The sequence below is a fragment of the Rubrivivax rivuli genome (assembly GCF_004016505.1).
Lineage (GTDB): Bacteria > Pseudomonadota > Gammaproteobacteria > Burkholderiales > Burkholderiaceae_C > Rubrivivax > Rubrivivax rivuli.
On the sequence record NZ_SACR01000001.1, the window covers coordinates 964,752 to 980,780 of the forward strand.

14 protein-coding genes and 2 tRNA genes are annotated in these 16,029 nt (G+C 69.8%); 14 read left to right on the forward strand and 2 right to left on the reverse strand.

Features of this window, described 5'->3' with window-relative positions; all coding sequences use genetic code 11:
* Positions 1-29 precede the first annotated feature (29 nt).
* Positions 30-692, forward strand: coding sequence for a ribulose-phosphate 3-epimerase (gene rpe, locus EOE66_RS04105; RefSeq protein ID WP_128227376.1), 663 nt, complete (start codon positions 30-32; stop codon positions 690-692).
* Here the strand turns inward: rpe and EOE66_RS04110 are convergent, their stop codons facing one another.
* A complete protein-coding gene (locus EOE66_RS04110; RefSeq protein WP_128227377.1) occupies positions 693-1,130 on the reverse strand; it encodes an Lrp/AsnC family transcriptional regulator in 438 nt (145 codons plus the stop codon).
* A 112-nt stretch (positions 1,131-1,242) separates the two neighbouring features.
* On the opposite strand from EOE66_RS04110, the gene EOE66_RS04115 reads away from it, so the two are divergent.
* From EOE66_RS04115 to gph, 5 genes are all read left to right on the forward strand, one after another.
* A complete protein-coding gene (locus tag EOE66_RS04115) occupies positions 1,243-1,770 on the forward strand; it encodes a hypothetical protein (protein ID WP_128227378.1) in 528 nt (175 codons plus the stop codon).
* Between the two features lie 171 nt (positions 1,771-1,941).
* The gene (locus EOE66_RS04120) at positions 1,942-3,036 is read left to right on the forward strand and encodes a saccharopine dehydrogenase family protein (RefSeq protein ID WP_128227379.1); all 1,095 of its coding nucleotides are present in this window, start codon (positions 1,942-1,944) and stop codon (positions 3,034-3,036) included.
* Between the two features lie 66 nt (positions 3,037-3,102).
* A complete protein-coding gene (locus tag EOE66_RS04125) occupies positions 3,103-6,300 on the forward strand; it encodes a ligand-binding sensor domain-containing protein (protein ID WP_128227380.1) in 3,198 nt (1,065 codons plus the stop codon).
* Between the two features lie 31 nt (positions 6,301-6,331).
* On the forward strand, positions 6,332-8,446 hold the full coding sequence (locus EOE66_RS04130) for a dipeptidyl-peptidase 5 (protein ID WP_128227381.1): 2,115 nt from the start codon (positions 6,332-6,334) through the stop codon (positions 8,444-8,446).
* Positions 8,443-9,114 carry a phosphoglycolate phosphatase gene (gene gph / locus EOE66_RS04135; protein WP_128227382.1) on the forward strand — a complete coding sequence of 224 codons (672 nt, stop codon included), beginning with the start codon at positions 8,443-8,445 and terminating at the stop codon, positions 9,112-9,114. Before EOE66_RS04130 ends, gph begins: the two co-directional genes overlap by 4 nt.
* A 16-nt stretch (positions 9,115-9,130) precedes the next feature.
* Here the strand turns inward: gph and EOE66_RS04140 are convergent, their stop codons facing one another.
* Positions 9,131-9,778, reverse strand: a complete 648-nt coding sequence (locus EOE66_RS04140) for a chalcone isomerase family protein (protein WP_128227383.1) — start codon at positions 9,776-9,778, stop codon at positions 9,131-9,133.
* A 327-nt stretch (positions 9,779-10,105) separates the two neighbouring features.
* Here EOE66_RS04140 and trpE point away from each other — a divergent pair, with 327 nt between their 5' ends.
* From trpE to EOE66_RS04180, 8 genes are all read left to right on the forward strand, one after another.
* On the forward strand, positions 10,106-11,581 hold the full coding sequence (trpE, locus tag EOE66_RS04145; protein WP_128227384.1) for an anthranilate synthase component I: 1,476 nt from the start codon (positions 10,106-10,108) through the stop codon (positions 11,579-11,581).
* Position 11,582: 1 nt separating this feature from the next.
* Positions 11,583-12,152, forward strand: a complete 570-nt coding sequence (locus EOE66_RS04150; RefSeq protein ID WP_128227385.1) for an aminodeoxychorismate/anthranilate synthase component II — start codon at positions 11,583-11,585, stop codon at positions 12,150-12,152.
* A gap of 2 nt (positions 12,153-12,154) precedes the next feature.
* Positions 12,155-13,162 (forward strand): low-specificity L-threonine aldolase, encoded by a 1,008-nt coding sequence (ltaE, locus tag EOE66_RS04155; RefSeq protein WP_128227386.1) that lies wholly within the window; start codon positions 12,155-12,157, stop codon positions 13,160-13,162.
* Positions 13,163-13,173: 11 nt separating this feature from the next.
* Positions 13,174-14,208, forward strand: coding sequence for an anthranilate phosphoribosyltransferase (gene trpD / locus EOE66_RS04160; RefSeq protein WP_128227387.1), 1,035 nt, complete (start codon positions 13,174-13,176; stop codon positions 14,206-14,208).
* On the forward strand, positions 14,205-14,993 hold the full coding sequence (gene trpC / locus EOE66_RS04165; protein WP_128227388.1) for an indole-3-glycerol phosphate synthase TrpC: 789 nt from the start codon (positions 14,205-14,207) through the stop codon (positions 14,991-14,993). The genes trpD and trpC overlap by 4 nt, the downstream gene beginning before the upstream one ends.
* A complete protein-coding gene (locus tag EOE66_RS04170) occupies positions 14,990-15,727 on the forward strand; it encodes a uracil-DNA glycosylase (RefSeq protein WP_128227389.1) in 738 nt (245 codons plus the stop codon). The genes trpC and EOE66_RS04170 overlap by 4 nt, the downstream gene beginning before the upstream one ends.
* A 13-nt stretch (positions 15,728-15,740) precedes the next feature.
* Positions 15,741-15,826, forward strand: a tRNA-Tyr gene (locus EOE66_RS04175).
* Positions 15,827-15,884: 58 nt separating this feature from the next.
* Positions 15,885-15,958 (forward strand) — tRNA-Gly (locus tag EOE66_RS04180).
* Positions 15,959-16,029 lie beyond the last annotated feature (71 nt).

The following is a 16,029-nucleotide window of genomic DNA, read 5'->3' on the forward strand; positions in this document are numbered from 1 at the left end:
TCGGCGGCGTGGACACCTAGAATCGAAAGATGAGTGATTTCCGCATCGCCCCGAGCATTCTTTCGGCCGACTTTGCCCGCCTTGGCGAAGAAGTGCGCAACGTCATCGACGCCGGCGCCGACTGGATCCACTTCGACGTGATGGACAACCATTACGTGCCCAACCTCACCTTCGGGCCCATGGTCTGCCAGGCCTTGCGCAAGCACAGCCGCGTGCCCATCGACGTGCACCTGATGGTGCAACCGGTGGACGCGCTGGCGCAGGCCTTCTGCCAGGCCGGTGCCGACCTGGTGAGCTTCCACCCCGAGGCCAGCGCGCACGTCGACCGCACGCTGCAGCTCATCAAGGCCGAGGGCAAGCAGGCCGGCCTGGTGTTCAACCCCGCGACGCCGCTGGACGTGCTGCAGTACGTCATCGACAAGGTCGACCTGATCCTCATCATGAGCGTCAACCCGGGCTTCGGCGGGCAGAGCTTCATCCCGAGTGCGCTGCGCAAGATCGAGCAGGCGCGCAAGCTCATCGAACAGACCGGCCGCGACATCCGCCTGGAAGTGGACGGCGGCATCAAGGTCGACAACATCCGCCGCGTGGCCGATGCCGGCGCCGACACCTTCGTGGCCGGCAGCGCCATCTTCAACCAGCCCGAATACAAGGCTGTCATCGACGCCATGCGCGCGGAACTGGCGCGCTGATCAGGTCCTGTCGATGCGGCGGGCCAAAACGACTGAGGTGTTGGTCTTGGTGACGCCTTCGATGGCCCCGATCTCATCCAGCAGCTGGTCGAGCCGGGCCGTGGATTCGGTGCGCAGCAGCGCCAGGTAGTCGGATTCGCCGCTCACGCTGCACAGCTGGCGGAGTTCAGGCAAGGCGGCCAGGCGCTGCGTCACCAGCGCGCCGGCCTTCGGTTCGGTGGTGATGCCGACATAGGCTTCCACGCTGCTCTCGCTTTCCAGGGCGGCCAGCCGTACCGTGTAGCCGACGATCACGCCTTCACGTTCCAGCCGGGTCAGGCGCGCCAGCACGGTGGTGCGCGCCACGCCCAGGCGCCGGCCGAGATCGGCGGTGCTGGTGCGGGCGTCGGCCTGCAGCAGGGCGAGCAGGCGGCGGTCGAGGGTGTCCAGCACGGGCATGCGGCATTTTCACCGCCAGCGTGGCTTGCACAGGCCAGGCAGCCTCAGGTTTGCCCGGCAGACGCCGAAAGGCCGCAGAGGGGCGCAGCTTCGCGCCATTCCAGGGGCCTGCATGAAAGTCCGCAAGATCACGATCTTCAGCGGTGAGATCTTTGAAGTGCCGCAAGGCATCCAGCGCATCGACCACCGCGCCACCCACGGCTGGCAGCTGCGTTACGGCGGCACCAAGCTGTACTCAGACGGCGCCGAAGGCGCAGCCGCCTCGCTGCAGCGCGCCACGCAGGAGTTGATCAAGCGCATCAACAAGCTGCCGGCGCCTTCGCTGCTGCAGCGCGCGCCCAGCGCCAACAAGAGCAACCAGTTGCCGCCCGGCATCACCGGCCCCGTCGTGCGCATGCGCCGCAACAGCCAGACGCGCGACTGCAGCCTGATGGTGCTGATCCCGCGCTTCGGCGACAAGCCCAGGCGGCGCACCATCTACATCGGCACCGAGAACACCTACAGCATCGAGCGCTACGAGAAGGCGCTGGAACGCGCCATAGAGATGCGGCGCGAAGCCGAAGAGGCCTACCAGAAGGCCAGCACCCGCGCCAAGCGCGCCGCCGCGCGCGAGATCCGCGAGCAGTTGCAGGCGGCTTGATCGGCTGCAGCGGGCATGGAAAGCCCGCTCGGCGGTTGAGTTCGTCGATACGTTCAATCAGTGTGACGATACGTCGGCTTAAGCATCGTATATGACGCATTGAGGCTTTCTTCCGTCGGGGCTGCGGCCTAGACTGCCGGGCAGTTCAGCCCCTCACGGAAAGCCTTTCCCATGCGCATCACCCTGCTCGGCGCCGGCCACATCGGCCACACCATCGCCCACCTGCTCTCGCACAGCGGCGACTACGAAGTCACGGTCGTCGACCGCAGCCCCGAGGCCCTGGCCAAGCTGGCCGGCATGCCGGTGCAGACCCGTGTGGTGGAGACCTCCGACGCGCAGGCGCTGCTGGGCGCGCTGCGTGGGCAGCAGGCGGTCATCAACGCCTTGCCCTACCACCTGGCCACCCTGGCCGCGACGGCTGCGCGCGAAGCCGGCTGCCACTACTTCGACCTGACCGAAGACGTGGCCGCCACGCGCGCCATCAAGCAGCTGGCCGAAGGCGCGAACACCGCCTTCATGCCGCAGTGCGGTCTGGCGCCGGGTTTCATCGGCATCGTGGCGCACCACCTGGCGCAAGGCTTCGACAGCCTGCAGGAAGTGAAGATGCGCGTCGGCGCGCTGCCGGCCTTCCCGACCAACAGCCTGAAATACAACCTGACCTGGAGCGTGGACGGCCTCATCAACGAGTACTGCCACCCCTGCGAGGCCATCCGCGGTGGCAAGAACATCGAGGTGCTGCCGCTCGAAGGCCTGGAGCACTTCAGCCTGGACGGCACCGAGTACGAGGCCTTCAACACCAGCGGCGGCCTGGGCACGCTGTGCGAGACGCTCGCCGGCAAGGTGCAGACGCTCGACTACAAGAGCGTGCGCTACCCCGGCCACCAGGCGCTGATGAAGATGCTGCTGGAAGAGCTGCAGCTCAACCAGGACACCGAGACGCTCAAGGACATCATGCGCAAGAGCATCCCCAGCACCATGCAGGACGTGGTGCTGGTCTTCGTCACCGTCAGTGGCATGAAGAAGGGTGCGCTGGTGCAGGAGGTCTTCGCGCGCAAGATCTTCGCCGAGCGCAGCGAGACGCACCCGCTGAGCGCCATCCAGATCACCACGGCCGCCGGCATCTGCGCGGCGGTCGACCTCTTCCGCGAAGGCAAGCTGCCGCAGAAGGGCTTCATCCGCCAGGAAGAAGTGGCGCTGCCCGATTTCCTGGCCAACCGCTTCGGCGCGGCGTACCAGCAGAGCCGGCAGGTCGAGAGCATCGGCTGACCCTGCAGCCGGGCGCGGGCCCGGCAGCCCTGTGCCATCACAGGCGCTGGCTATAGTTCGGCGGCCATGCTGCGACCGCTGCGATTGCTGTGCTTGTGGATGCTGTTGTGCACGGGCGCCTGCGCCTACGCACAGAGCGACCCCCTGGCCGAACCGCGCATGGAGCGCGTGGGCGACACACGCTCCATCAATGACGGCGTGGTCACCGCGCTGGCGCAGGACGAGAACGGCCTGCTGTGGATAGGCACCACGGTGGGCCTGGTGCGTTACGACGGCTACCAGCTGCGCCCGGTGCCGGTGCGCAGCGCGCCGGCCGGCGCGCCCCAGGGCGCCAGCCACGTGCGCAGCCTGCTGGCGGCGCCAGGCGGCGTGCTGTGGGTGGGCTTGGAAGGCGAAGGCCTGGCGCGACTGGACATCGCCAGCAACGTCTGGACGGTCTACCGCCCCGATGCCACGCGCGCCGGGGCGCTGGCCAGCGGCACCGTGCGTGCGCTGGCGCTGGATGCCGAGGGTGTGCTGTGGGTCGGCACCACCGGCGGCGGCCTGTACAGCCTGGCACCTGGCGAACAGACCTTCCGCGCCTACCGCCGCGCCAGCGGTGACCTGCCCGACGACCGCGTGCACGCCCTTCGCGTCGACCGCCAGGGCAGCCTGTGGGTGGGCACCTGGAGTGGCCTGTTGCGCAAGCGACGCGGCGAGACGCGCTTCGAGCCTGTGCTCTCCAGCCCGCAGGTGGCCGAGAGCCTGGCCGGCCGCATCGTCTCGATGATTGCCGAGGCACCCGACGGCCGGCTCTGGGTGGGCACGCGCCAGGGCGATCTGGCGGTGCTGGAGCCCGGCAGCGGCCAGGCGCGCTGGTTGCAGCGCGCCGGCCTGGTGGTGGGCAATGACAGTGCCGTGCTCTCCATGGCCTGGGCCGACGAGCGCGAGCTTTGGATCGGCCGCGAGAGCGGCATCGACGTGCGCCGGGTGGACGACGGCACGCTCGTCAAGCACTTGCGGCGCGACCTGCGCAAGCCCTGGGGCCTGGCCGGCCACAACGTGGTGGCGCTGCTGCGCGACCAGGCCGGCAACCTGTGGGTGGGCAGTTATGGTGGCGGCCTGCAGCGCCACAGCGCACGCCCGGGGCTGTGGGTACGCCATGGCGATGGCCGCGAGGGCAGCGTCTTCGCCGAGGCTAACGTGCGCAGCCTGCACCAGATGCGCAACGGCGAGATCTGGGCCGGCACCAACGAACGTGGCGTGGCCGTGCTCGACGCCCGGCTGCAGTTGCTGGCCGAGATTCCCCCTGAGCCGCAGCGCCCGCGCGGTTTCGGCGGCGGTCTCGTGGGCGCCATCACGCAGACTGCCGACGGCCACATCTGGGTGGGTGCCGACAGCGAGCTGTACGAGTTTTCCGAAAGTCGCCGATTGCTGGCACGCCACCAGGCCGGTCAGGGCCGGCCGCGGCGCTTGATGGCGGCCCGAGACGGCACGCTGTGGGTGGGCACGCAAGACGGTGTGTACCGCCGGGACGGCGCCAGCGGGCGCTTCCTGCGCGTGGCACTGGCCGACGGCGGCGTGCTCAGCGGCAACGTCAACGCGCTGGCCGAATCGGCCGACGGCACGGTCTGGGTGGGCGGCAACAACGGCCTGTACCGTGCAGCGCCCGGTCAACCCGTGCTCGCGCCGGTGCTGGCGGTGGCGGGCGCTGGCCTGCTCAAGCCCGTGGTGCTGGGCCTGCTGATGGACCGGCAGCAGATGCTGTGGGTGGACACCAGCGCCGGCCTTCATCGGATGGTGGCCTGGGATGGCCGCAGCGCGCGCTTCCAGCCCGTGACCGACAGCCAGGGTGCCGATTCGCGCGCGAGCTTCGGCGCCAACTTGCTGGAAGACGCCCAGGGCCGCATCTGGACGCACCAGACCGTCTACGACCCTCGCGACGACAGTCGCTACGAACTGAGCCAGGCCGACGGCGTGGACATCGGCACCGGCTGGTTCCGCGCCTACACCAAGCTGGCCGACGGGCGCCTGCTCTACGGCGGGAGCACGGGCATCCTGGTGGTGGAGAGCGATCGCTTCCGCCCGTGGGACCACGTGCCGCCGGTGGTGGTGTCCGATCTGCGCATCGATGGCGAGCGTGTGCCGCTGGCGCGCCTGCAAGGACAGCTGAGGCTGCGGCCGCCCGAAGGCCGCTTCAGTGTCGAGTTCGCGGCACTGGACTACGGCCACCCCGAGCGCAACCGCTACCGCTACCGGCTGCAGGGCTTCGACAGTGCGTGGATCGAAAGTGGCTCCGACTTCCGGGTGGCGAGCTACGGCAACCTGCCGCCCGGCCGCTACACGCTGCAGTTGCAGGGCAGCAACCGCGTGGGCGCCTGGAGCCCGCGCGAGCTGCTCATCCCGGTGGAGGTGCTGCCGGCTTGGTGGCAGACGTGGTGGGCGCGCGTCGGGGGCGTGGTGCTGGCCGCGCTGCTGGTGTGGTCGGTGGTGAGCCTGCGCACACGCCTGCTGCGGCGCCAGCAGGCGGTGCTGGAGCTGCGGGTGCGTGAGCGCACCGAGGCGCTGCAGGCGCTGTCGCAGCAACTGCAGCTCAAGACCCAGGCGCTGGAGGCCTCCAGCCTCACCGACCCGCTGACAGGGCTGCACAACCGGCGCTTCCTGGCGCAGAACATCGAGGCCGACGTGGCCCTGGCCGTGCGCCGCGCCGAGCAGGCCTTGCGCAGCGGCACACCGCCGCCTGAGGACGCCGACCTCGTCTTCTTCGTCATCGACATCGACCACTTCAAGCAGGTGAACGACGCCCACGGCCACACGGCCGGTGACGCCGTGCTGATGCAGATGCGAGAGCGGCTGCAGCAGGCCTTCCGCCAGGGCGATCACCTGGTGCGCTGGGGCGGCGAAGAGTTCCTGATCGTCGCGCGCGGCACCTCGCGCCACCGGGCCGCCGAGCTGGCCGAGCGCGTGCGCCACCTCGTGGCCGACACCCCCTTCCGGCTGGACGATGGCACGCTGCTGCAACGCACCTGCTCCGTGGGTTTTGCTGCTTTCCCGCCGGCGCCGGCGCACCCCGGCGTGCTGAGCTGGGCCGCGGTGGTGGACATTGCCGACGCTGCGCTCTTCGCCGTCAAGCGCAGCGGGCGCGATGGTTGGCTGGGCGTGGTGAAGGCCGAGGCCGAATCGGCCGCCGCACTGAAGGCGGCTTCCGCCGGCACGCTGCAAGACTGGCGCGCCAGCGGCCGGCTGGAGGTGGCGATGTCCGAGGGCCTGGACGCCCGCGCCTGACAGCCCGGCCGGCAACGGCGACACTGCGGGGATGAAAGACACCGCCCCCCCGAAGAAGCGCGCGACCCCGCGCCGACTGGCCCGCCCGCTCGACGTCGACACCCTCTGGCAACTGCAGCGCCTGGGCGGCGTGAGCCTCGCACCCGACGGCCGCGCCGCCGTGGTGTCGGTGGCCACGCCGTCGATGGAGAAGAACCACACGCGCTCTCGCCTGTGGCTGCTGCCCACCGACCGGCAGGCGCCGCGTGCGCTGACGAGCTGCGGCGAACGCGACGGCCAGCCCGCCTGGTCGCCGCGCGGCGACTGCATCGCCTTCGTGGCGCGCCGCGAGCAGGAAGATCTCAAGGACAGCAGCCCGCAGCTCTACACCATCGCCGCCGACGGGGGCGAAGCCCGGCGCCACAGCCAGTTCGGCCCCGGCATCGAGTCCTTCAAGTGGCTGCCCGATGGGCGTCGCGTGGTCTTCTCGGCCTGGGTCTGGCCCGGCCTGAAGGGTGCCGCCGCGCAGAACAAGGCGATGGCCGCCTGGCGCGAGCGCAAGGAAAGCGGCTACGCCACCAGCGAGGGCTACTACCGCCACTGGGACCACAACGTGCCGCAGGGCCGCGTGCTGCACCTGCTGCTGCTCGACCTGGCCAGCGGCCGCGTCACCGATCTCTTCGAAGGCACGGCGCTGGAACTGCCGCGCGACGGGGCCGGCAACGAGGTCTACGACGTGCATCCCTCAGGCCGCCGCATCGCCTTCGTGCACGACCCCTCGGCACGCCCGCTGCAGGTGAACCGCCTGGCCTTGAGCGAGATCGACATCGCCACGCGGCGCGTGCAGCCACTGGTCGACGATGCCGCCTGGGACCTGGCCGGCCCCGTCTACAGCCCCGACGGCCGCCACATCGCCGTGGCCGCGGCGCACGTGGGCCGCAAGCACACTGCGCTGGCGCAGCCGGCTCTCGTCACGCCCGCGACTGCTGGCAGCAAGCGCAGCAAGGGCATCAAGGGCGCTGCCACGCTGCGCGTGCTGGTACCTGGCTGGGACCGCGCCATCAACACGCCCTTGCGCTGGGCGCCCGATGGCAGCGCTGTGCTCTTCACCGCCGAAGACCGCGGCCGCTGCCCCTTGTGGCGATGCCCTGTGGAGGCCGAGGCCGCCGCACCCACCGTGCTGCATGCCGGTGGCTGGGTGCAGGGCTTCGATGTCGCCGGCGACACCGTGGTGGTGCAGGCCGACAGCGCCACCCATCCGGCCCGCGTGCTGGCGCGCAGCTTGGCCGATGCGGCCGCCGCGCCGCGCCGGCTGGAAGACTTCAACGACGCACTGCTGGCCGGCGTGGCCTTCGGCGAGGTGCGTGAGGTCTCGGTGACCGGTGCCTTGGGCGAACCCGTGCAGGTGTGGCTGGTTTTCCCGCCGGGCTTCGACGCCAAGAAGAAGCACCCGGTCAACCACGTCATCCACGGCGGGCCCTTTGCCGCCGCCGGCGACACCTTCAGCTGGCGCTGGAACCCGCACATCTTCGCCGCGCCCGGCCACGTCATTGCGCAGGTGAACTACCACGGCAGCAGCGGCTTCGGCTTCGCCTTCCGCGACAGCCTGATCGGCCGGCAGGGCGAACTGGAACTGCAGGACATCGAGGCCGCCACCGACTGGCTGCTGCAGCAGCGCTGGGCCGACAAGACGCGCGTCTACGCCACCGGCGGCAGCTACGGCGGCTTCCTGGTGGCGTGGATGAACGGGCATGTGGCGCCGGGGCGCTACCGAGCCTACGTCTGCCACGCGGGCGTGTATGACCGCATCGCCACCTTCAGCGCCGACAGCTACACCACGCGCCCGCTCGACCTGGGCGCCAGGTACTGGGAAGACCCGGCCCGCGTGGCCGCGCAGAGCCCGCACAGCTTCGCGGCGCAGATGCACACGCCCACGCTGGTGACGCACGGCGCGCAAGACTTCCGCGTGCCCGACTGCAACGGCCTGGCCTACTACAACACGCTGCAGGCGCGCGGCATCGACGCACGGCTGCTGTGGTTCCCGGATGAGAACCACTGGGTGCTCAAGCCGCGCAACAGCCGGCTCTGGTACACCGAGTTCGCGGCCTGGCTGGCGCGGCACGGCGGGCCGATGGCTCGGCCCCAGAAGGCGAAGGTTCAACGATGAGCTTGCAGGCCGCGAACCTGGCTGCGGCCATCGTCGATCTCGACGGCACGATGGTCGACACCGTGGGTGACTTCGAGGCCGCGATCGGCCTGGCCTGGGCCGACCTCGGCCTGCACCCCGTGGGGCGCGACTTCATCGTGCGCACCGTCGGCAAGGGCAGCGAACACCTCATTGCGCAGTGCCTGGCCGCCGTGGGTGCACCCGCGGCCCTGCAGCAGCCGGCGTGGGAGCGTTACCAGCACCACTACCTGGCTATCAACGGCCGGCACTCGGCGGTCTACCCGGGCGTGGTGGAAGGCCTGCAGGCCTTGCGCGCCGCGGGCCTGCGCCTGGTGTGCCTGACCAACAAGCCCGGCGCTTTCGCGCGGCCCCTGCTGGCCAGCAAGGGCCTGGACGGCCACTTCGAACTCGTCTTTGGCGGCGACGCCTTCGCTCACAAGAAGCCGCATCCCCTGCCGCTGCTCAAGGCCTGCGAGGCCCTGGGCACGCCTCCGTCACGCACGCTGATGGTGGGCGACTCCAGCAACGATGCCGCCGCGGCCCGCGCCGCCGGCTGCCCGGTGGTGCTGGTGAGCTACGGCTACAACCACGGCGAGCCGGTGGCCAGCGCGCAGCCCGATGCCATCGTCGCGCGGCTGGACGCGATCGCGCCCTTGCTGGCGGGCTGAATCGCTGCCCGTGGCCTCAGCGGTTGCGGCCGCTGCGCGGGGTCGGGGCTTCCTGGCCCAGCAACGAGGCCTTCAGGCCGTCGTCGGCCGGGTTGGGGCCGAGCCAGATGCTCAGCAGCGCATTGAAGAATTCAGGCTCGCGCACCGGCTCGCCTTGCGCCTTGCCATTGACCAGCACGCTGGTGCCGACCCCCGGCACGTAGTCGACAGAGAAGTTCTCGCCCGTCTGCAGGCGCTTCTTGGCCGAGAAGATGTCGGCCATGCGCAGCGTGCCGGGGATGGACTTGCTGAAGGCCTCCTTCGGCGCGTTGTCCTGCATGCCGCGCGTGAACAGCTTGCCCAATTCGTTGGCGTCGATGTCGCGCAGCATCACCACGTGGATGCGCTTGGGGCCCGAGGCGGCGTACACCGCCTCGGGCGTGGCCGCCTTGGTGCCCAGGTAGAGGCCGGCCGTGTAGACACGCACCACGAACTTGTAGCGCGTGCCTGCGCCGTTGAGCTGCAGGGTGCTGCCAGCCACCTGCACGGTGGGGGTGTAGCGCACACCCGAAACCTCGACGCTGCCTGGCACGGCGGCGGGGTTGGCGGCCTGGGCTTGGGCGCCACCGGGCAGCGCTGACAGCGCTGCGGTGGCAATCAGGGCCAGCAGGGAACGACGGTGCATGGCGGCGGCTCGATTTCGTTGAAAGCGGAAAGGGCGCGCAGTCTGCCACGCAGCGCGGGCGGTGGGAACGGCCTGGGAACGGGCTGCTAAACTGACCCGGTCATGTTGCTGCCTTTGTCCACGCTTGCCGCCCGCCGGCCCGGTCTGTACGACCAGGGAGCCTGGCCCTGGCGTCGCTCGCACAGCCCTTGCTGCTAGCCGCTTCGCCGGCCGGCCCCCCACCGCGGGCCAAGCCCCTGCACCCTGCAGGGACGGCCCGCCCCCCGAACACCGCCGCCCAGCACTGGCATCCCCAGGCCGCGGCCCCCGTGTGAACAGGTGCGAGACGTGATCACCGAACTTGAGTTCCAAAGCCTGGCCCGCGAAGGCTACAACCGCATCCCGCTGATCCAGGAGGCCTTCGCCGACCTGGAAACGCCGTTGTCCCTCTACCTCAAGCTGGCCGGCGGCGCCAAGCACAGCTTCCTGCTGGAAAGCGTGGTGGGCGGCGAGCGTTTCGGCCGCTACAGCTTCATCGGCCTGCCGGCACGCACCTTGTTGCGCGCCCGCGGTTTCCAGACCGAGGTGGTGACCGCCGGCGAGGTGGTGGAAACGCACGAAGGCAACCCGCTCGATTTCATCGCGGCCTACCAGCAGCGTTTCAAGGTGGCGCTGACCCCCGGGCTGCCGCGCTTCTGCGGCGGGCTGGCCGGCTACTTCGGCTACGACGCCGTGCGCTACGTCGAGCCCAAGCTGGCCAAGACCTGGAAGACGGGCGGCCTGGACACGCCCGACGTGCTGCTGCTGCAGTGCGAGGAACTGGCCGTCATCGACAACCTGTCCGGGCGCCTCTACCTCATCGTCTATGCCGACCCCGCGCAGCCCGAGGCCTACTTCAAGGGCAAAAAGCGCCTGGGCGAACTGGGCGACCAGCTGCGCTACAGCGTCACCGCGCCGCCGGTCAAGCGCGGGCCCAGCCACCCGGTGGAGCGCGAGTTCGACAAGGCCGCCTACCTGGCCGCGGTGGCCAAGGCCAAGGAGTACATCGCCGCCGGCGACATGATGCAGGTGCAGGTGGGTCAGCGGCTGAAGAAGCGCTACACCGAGAGCCCGCTGTCGCTGTACCGCGCGCTGCGCAGCCTGAACCCCTCGCCCTACATGTACTTCTACGACATGGGCGACTTCCAGATCGTCGGCGCCAGCCCCGAAATCCTGGTGCGCCAGGAGCGCACGGCCGAGGGCGCGAAAGTCACCATCCGCCCGCTGGCCGGCACGCGCCCGCGCGGGGCCACGCCCGAGCTGGACAAGGCCCTGGAAGCCGAGCTCAGCGCCGACCCGAAGGAACGCGCCGAACACCTGATGCTGATCGACCTGGCGCGCAACGACATCGGGCGCATCGCCAAGACCGGCAGCGTGAAGGTGACCGACGCCTTCGTCATCGAGCGCTATTCGCACGTGATGCACATCGTCAGCAACGTCGAGGGGCAGTTGCTCGACGGCATGAGCAACCTCGACGTGCTGCGCGCCACCTTCCCCGCCGGCACGCTGACCGGGGCGCCCAAGATCCGGGCGATGGAGATCATCGACGAGCTGGAACCCGTCAAGCGCGGCATCTACGGCGGCGCCTGCGGCTACCTGAGCTTCGCTGGCGACATGGACGTGGCCATCGCCATCCGCACGGGCATCGTGCAGGGCGGCACGCTGTACGTGCAGGCCGCCGCGGGTGTGGTGGCCGACTCCATCCCCGAGATGGAATGGCGCGAAACCGAACACAAGGCGCGGGCCCTGATCCGCGCGGCAGAACTCGTCGAGGAGGGCTTCTGAGATGCTCCTCATGATCGACAACTACGACAGCTTCACCTTCAACCTGGTGCAGTACTTCGCCGAGCTCGGCGAAGACGTGCGCGTGGTGCGCAACGACGAGATCGATGTGACCGGCATCGCCGCACTGAAGCCCGAGCGCCTGGTGCTCTCGCCCGGGCCCTGCAGCCCGGCCGAGGCGGGCGTGTGCATCGAGGCCATCCGCCACTTCGCTGGCAAGCTGCCCATGCTGGGCGTGTGCCTGGGCCACCAGGCCATGGGTGCGGCCCTCGGCGGGAAGGTGGTGCGCGCGCAGGTGCAGATGCACGGCAAGGCCAGCACCATCCGCACCGACCAGCAGGGCGTGTTCCACGCGCTGCCCGAGCACTTCAGCGTCATCCGCTACCACTCGCTGGCGGTGGAACGGGCTTCGCTGCCGGCCGACCTCATCGTCACCGCCACCAGCGAAGATGGCGAGATCATGGGCCTGCGCCACCGCGGCCTGCCGCTGGAAGGTGTGCAGTTCCACCCCGAGTCCATCCTCAGCGAACACGGGCACGCGATGCTGAAGAACTTCCTGGAGCAAGTGCGCTGAACATGAGCCAAGCCATCGACCTGCGCAGCGACACCGTCACGCTGCCCACGCCTGCCATGCGCGCGGCCATGCACGCCGCGGCGCTGGGCGATGACGTCTTCGCCGACGACCCCAGCGTCAACGAGCTGCAGGCCAAGATCGCCGCGCTGCTCGGCAAGGAGGCGGCGCTTTTCGTGCCCACCGGCACACAGAGCAACCTGTGCGGCCTGATGGCGCACTGCGGCCGCGGCGACGAGTACCTCGTCGGCCAGATGGCCCACACCTACCGCTGGGAAGGCGGCGGCGCCGCGGTGCTGGGCAGCATCCAGCCGCAGCCGCTGCCGCAGCAGGCGGATGGTTCCATCCTGCTGTCGGACATCGAGGCCAACATCAAGCCCGACGACGCGCACTTCGCGAAGACGCGGCTGCTGGCGCTGGAGAACACCTGGGGCGGCCAGGTGCTGCCGCTGCCCTACATCGAAGCGGCCACCGCGCTGGCGCGGCGCAAGGGCCTGGCCACGCACCTGGACGGCGCGCGCCTGTTCAACGCCGCGGTGGCCAGCGGTGTGCCGGCGCGGCAGATTGCGCAGCACTTCGACAGCGTCTCGGTGTGCTTCAGCAAGGGCCTGGGCGCACCCGTGGGCTCGGCGCTCGTCGGCCCGAAGGACTTCATCGCCCGCGCGCACCGCGTGCGCAAGATGCTGGGCGGCGGCATGCGCCAGGCGGGTGTGCTGGCCGCCGCAGCGAGTTACGCGCTCGACCACCACATCGAGCGCCTGGCCGACGACCACGCCAACGCCCGCGCCCTGGCCGAAGGCCTGGCCGGCCTGCCGGGCGTGACGGTGCAGCCGCCGCAGACCAACATCGTCTTCGTCGACCTTGCGCCCGAGAAAGCACCGGGCGTGGTGGAGCGCCTGCGCGCTGCCGGCGTGTTGTGCACGGGCCTGTACCGCCTGCGCTTCGTGACGCACCTGAACGTCTCGGCCGACGACATCACCCGCGCCGTGGCCGTGCTGCGGCAACACCTGTGAAGGCCCCCACCATGCCCATCAGCAACCACGAGGCGCTCACGCGCGTGATCGAGCACCGCGAGATCTTCCACGACGAGATGCTGGCGCTGATGCGCCGCATCATGAGCGGCGAGATGAGCCCGGTGATGATGGCCGCGCTGCTGGTGGGCTTGCGCGTGAAGAAGGAGACCATCGGCGAGATCACCGCTGCGGCGCAGGTGATGCGCGAGTTCTCCACCAAGGTCAACGTGGCCGATCGCACGCATCTGGTCGACATCGTCGGCACGGGCGGCGACGGCTCGCACACCTTCAACATCAGCACCTGCAGCATGTTCGTGGCGGCGGCCTGCGGTGCGCGCGTCAGCAAACACGGCAACCGCGGTGTCAGCAGCAAGAGCGGCAGCGCCGACGTGCTGGAAACGCTGGGTGTGCCGATGACGCTGGCGCCCGAGGCGGTGGCGCGCTGCATCGCCGACACCGGCATCGGTTTCATGTTCGCGCCCAACCACCACCCGGCGATGAAAAACGTCGCGCCGGTGCGGCGCGAACTCGGCGTGCGCACGCTCTTCAACATCCTGGGCCCGCTGACCAACCCGGCCGACGCGCCCAACATCCTGATGGGCGTGTTCCACCCCGATCTGGTGGGCATCCAGGTGCGCGCGCTGCAGCGCCTGGGCGCCGAACACGCGGTGGTGGTCTACGGTCGTGACGGCATGGACGAGGTGTCTCTCGGCTCGGCCACGATGGTGGGCGAGTACAAGGACGGTGCCATCCGCGAGTACGAGATCCACCCCGAAGACTTCGGCCTCACCATGGCCAGCAGCCGCGCGCTGAAGGTCGAGACGCCCGAGCAGTCGCGCGCGCTGATGCAGGCCGTGCTGGACAACGAGCCGGGCCCGGCGCGCGACATCGTCATCCTCAACGCCGGCGTGGCGCTGTACGCCGCGGGCGTGGTGCCCGGCATGGCCGAAGGCGTGGCGGTAGCGCGCGAAGGCATCGCCTCAGGCCGTGCGCTCGCCAAGCTGCACCAGTTCGTGGCGCGCAGCAAGGAACTGGCCTCGGCATGAGCGACATCCTCAACAAGATCGTCGCGGTCAAGCACGAAGAGCTGGCCGCCGCACGCCAGCGCCGCAGCCTGGCCAGCTGGCGCGAAGAGGCCGAGGCGCGGCGTGACGTGCGGGGTTTCGAGGCTGCGCTGCGCGCGAAGCTGGTTGCCGGACGCGCCGCGGTGATTGCCGAAGTGAAGAAGGCCAGCCCGAGCAAGGGTGTGTTGCGCGAACAGTTCGTGCCCGCCGAGATCGCCGCCAGCTACGCCGCCCATGGCGCCGCCTGCCTGAGCGTGCTGACCGACGAGCGTTTCTTCCAGGGCAGCGCCGCCTTCCTGCAGCAGGCCCGCGCCGCCTGCGCGCTGCCGGTGCTGCGCAAGGACTTCATGGTCGACGAGTACCAGGTGATGGAAGCGCGTGCGCTGGGGGCCGACGCCATCCTGCTCATCGCCGCCTGCCTGAGCGATGAGCAGATGGCCGACCTGGAAGCTGCCGCGCTGGCCCTGGGCATGGACGTGCTGGTGGAAGTGCACGATGGCGACGAGCTGGACCGTGCGCTGCTGCTCAAGACGCCACTGCTGGGCATCAACAACCGCAACCTGCGCACCTTCGAGGTGACGCTGGACACCACGCTCGGCCTGCTGCCGCGCGTGCCGGCCGACCGGCTGCTCGTCACCGAGTCGGGCATCCTCGGCCGCGCCGACGTGCAGCGCATGCGCGCGGCGCAGGTGCATGCCTTCCTGGTGGGCGAAGCCTTCATGCGCGCGCCGGAGCCGGGCGTGGCGCTGTCGGCGCTGTTCGATTGACGACCGCCTCGAACAGGCTCCAACGCCCGCTGGGCGAGTGGCTGGCGGCTGACCACGGCGACTGGCAGCCGCTGGTAGAACGCTGGCGCAACAGCCCGGCCGGGCATGCATTGGTGCGGGCCGTGGATGCGCGGTTGGCCGCCGGCGCAACGGTCTACCCCGCCGAGCCGCTGCGAGCGCTGTCGCTGACGCCGCTGTCGCAGGTGCAGGTCGTGATCCTGGGTCAAGACCCGTACCACGGCCCAGGCCAGGCCGAGGGCCTGGCCTTCTCGGTGCCCGCCGGGCAGAAGCCGCCGCCCAGCCTGCGCAACATCTTCAAGGAACTGCAGCGCGACCTCGGGCTGCCGCCGCCGCTGCAGCCGTCCTTGCTGCCCTGGGCGCGCCAGGGCGTGCTGCTGCTGAACACCGTGCTGACCGTGGAAGAAGGGGCCGCGGCCAGCCACAGCAAGCTGGGTTGGCAGGCGCTCACTGATTCCATTTGCCGCATGGCGGCTGACGATCCTGTGCCCAAGGTCTTCATGCTCTGGGGTGCCCACGCCCAGGCGCTGGCGCCGCAACTGACAGGCACAGCGCATCGTGTGCTGTGCAGCAACCACCCCTCGCCGCTGTCTGCGTTGCGGCCGCCCGTGCCCTTCATCGGCTGTGGCCACTTCGGGGAAGCGAACCGCTTCCTGCAGGCCGCCGGCCGGCCGCCGATCAGCTGGGGCTTGGCGGCGGCGCGGCCCGTGTTATAGTCACCGGCTCTCCGGAGGGGTGCCCGAGTGGCTAAAGGGGGCAGACTGTAAATCTGTTGGCTTACGCCTACGCTGGTTCGAATCCAGCCTCCTCCACCAGAGACTTCTTGCCGTGCAGCCGCGGCGAGGCCTGCAATCGGTGGCGAGAGTTTGCCGGGCGGGAGTAGTTCAATGGCAGAACCTTAGCCTTCCAAGCTAATGACACGGGTTCGATTCCCGTCTCCCGCTCCACGGCGCCAAGGTTGTTTCTTCAGTTTCGGTAGTTCGGTGTTTTCGTCGTCAAGGGTCTGCTGGTGTTCGGC

Bases quoted from the DNA above. Each gene is read 5' to 3' on its own strand.
- EOE66_RS04115 (WP_128227378.1), top strand. From the start codon at position 1,243: ATGAAAGTCCGCAAGATCACGATCTTCAGCGGTGAGATCTTTGAAGTG.
- EOE66_RS04110 (WP_128227377.1), bottom strand. From the start codon at position 1,130: ATGCCCGTGCTGGACACCCTCGACCGCCGCCTGCTCGCCCTGCTGCAG.
- trpC (WP_128227388.1), top strand. From the start codon at position 14,205: ATGAGCGACATCCTCAACAAGATCGTCGCGGTCAAGCACGAAGAGCTG.
- trpD (WP_128227387.1), top strand. From the start codon at position 13,174: ATGCCCATCAGCAACCACGAGGCGCTCACGCGCGTGATCGAGCACCGC.
- EOE66_RS04120 (WP_128227379.1), top strand. From the start codon at position 1,942: ATGCGCATCACCCTGCTCGGCGCCGGCCACATCGGCCACACCATCGCC.
- ltaE (WP_128227386.1), top strand. From the start codon at position 12,155: ATGAGCCAAGCCATCGACCTGCGCAGCGACACCGTCACGCTGCCCACG.
- rpe (WP_128227376.1), top strand. From the start codon at position 30: ATGAGTGATTTCCGCATCGCCCCGAGCATTCTTTCGGCCGACTTTGCC.
- gph (WP_128227382.1), top strand. From the start codon at position 8,443: ATGAGCTTGCAGGCCGCGAACCTGGCTGCGGCCATCGTCGATCTCGAC.
- EOE66_RS04125 (WP_128227380.1), top strand. From the start codon at position 3,103: ATGCTGCGACCGCTGCGATTGCTGTGCTTGTGGATGCTGTTGTGCACG.
- EOE66_RS04130 (WP_128227381.1), top strand. From the start codon at position 6,332: ATGAAAGACACCGCCCCCCCGAAGAAGCGCGCGACCCCGCGCCGACTG.
- EOE66_RS04150 (WP_128227385.1), top strand. From the start codon at position 11,583: ATGCTCCTCATGATCGACAACTACGACAGCTTCACCTTCAACCTGGTG.
- EOE66_RS04140 (WP_128227383.1), bottom strand. From the start codon at position 9,778: ATGCACCGTCGTTCCCTGCTGGCCCTGATTGCCACCGCAGCGCTGTCA.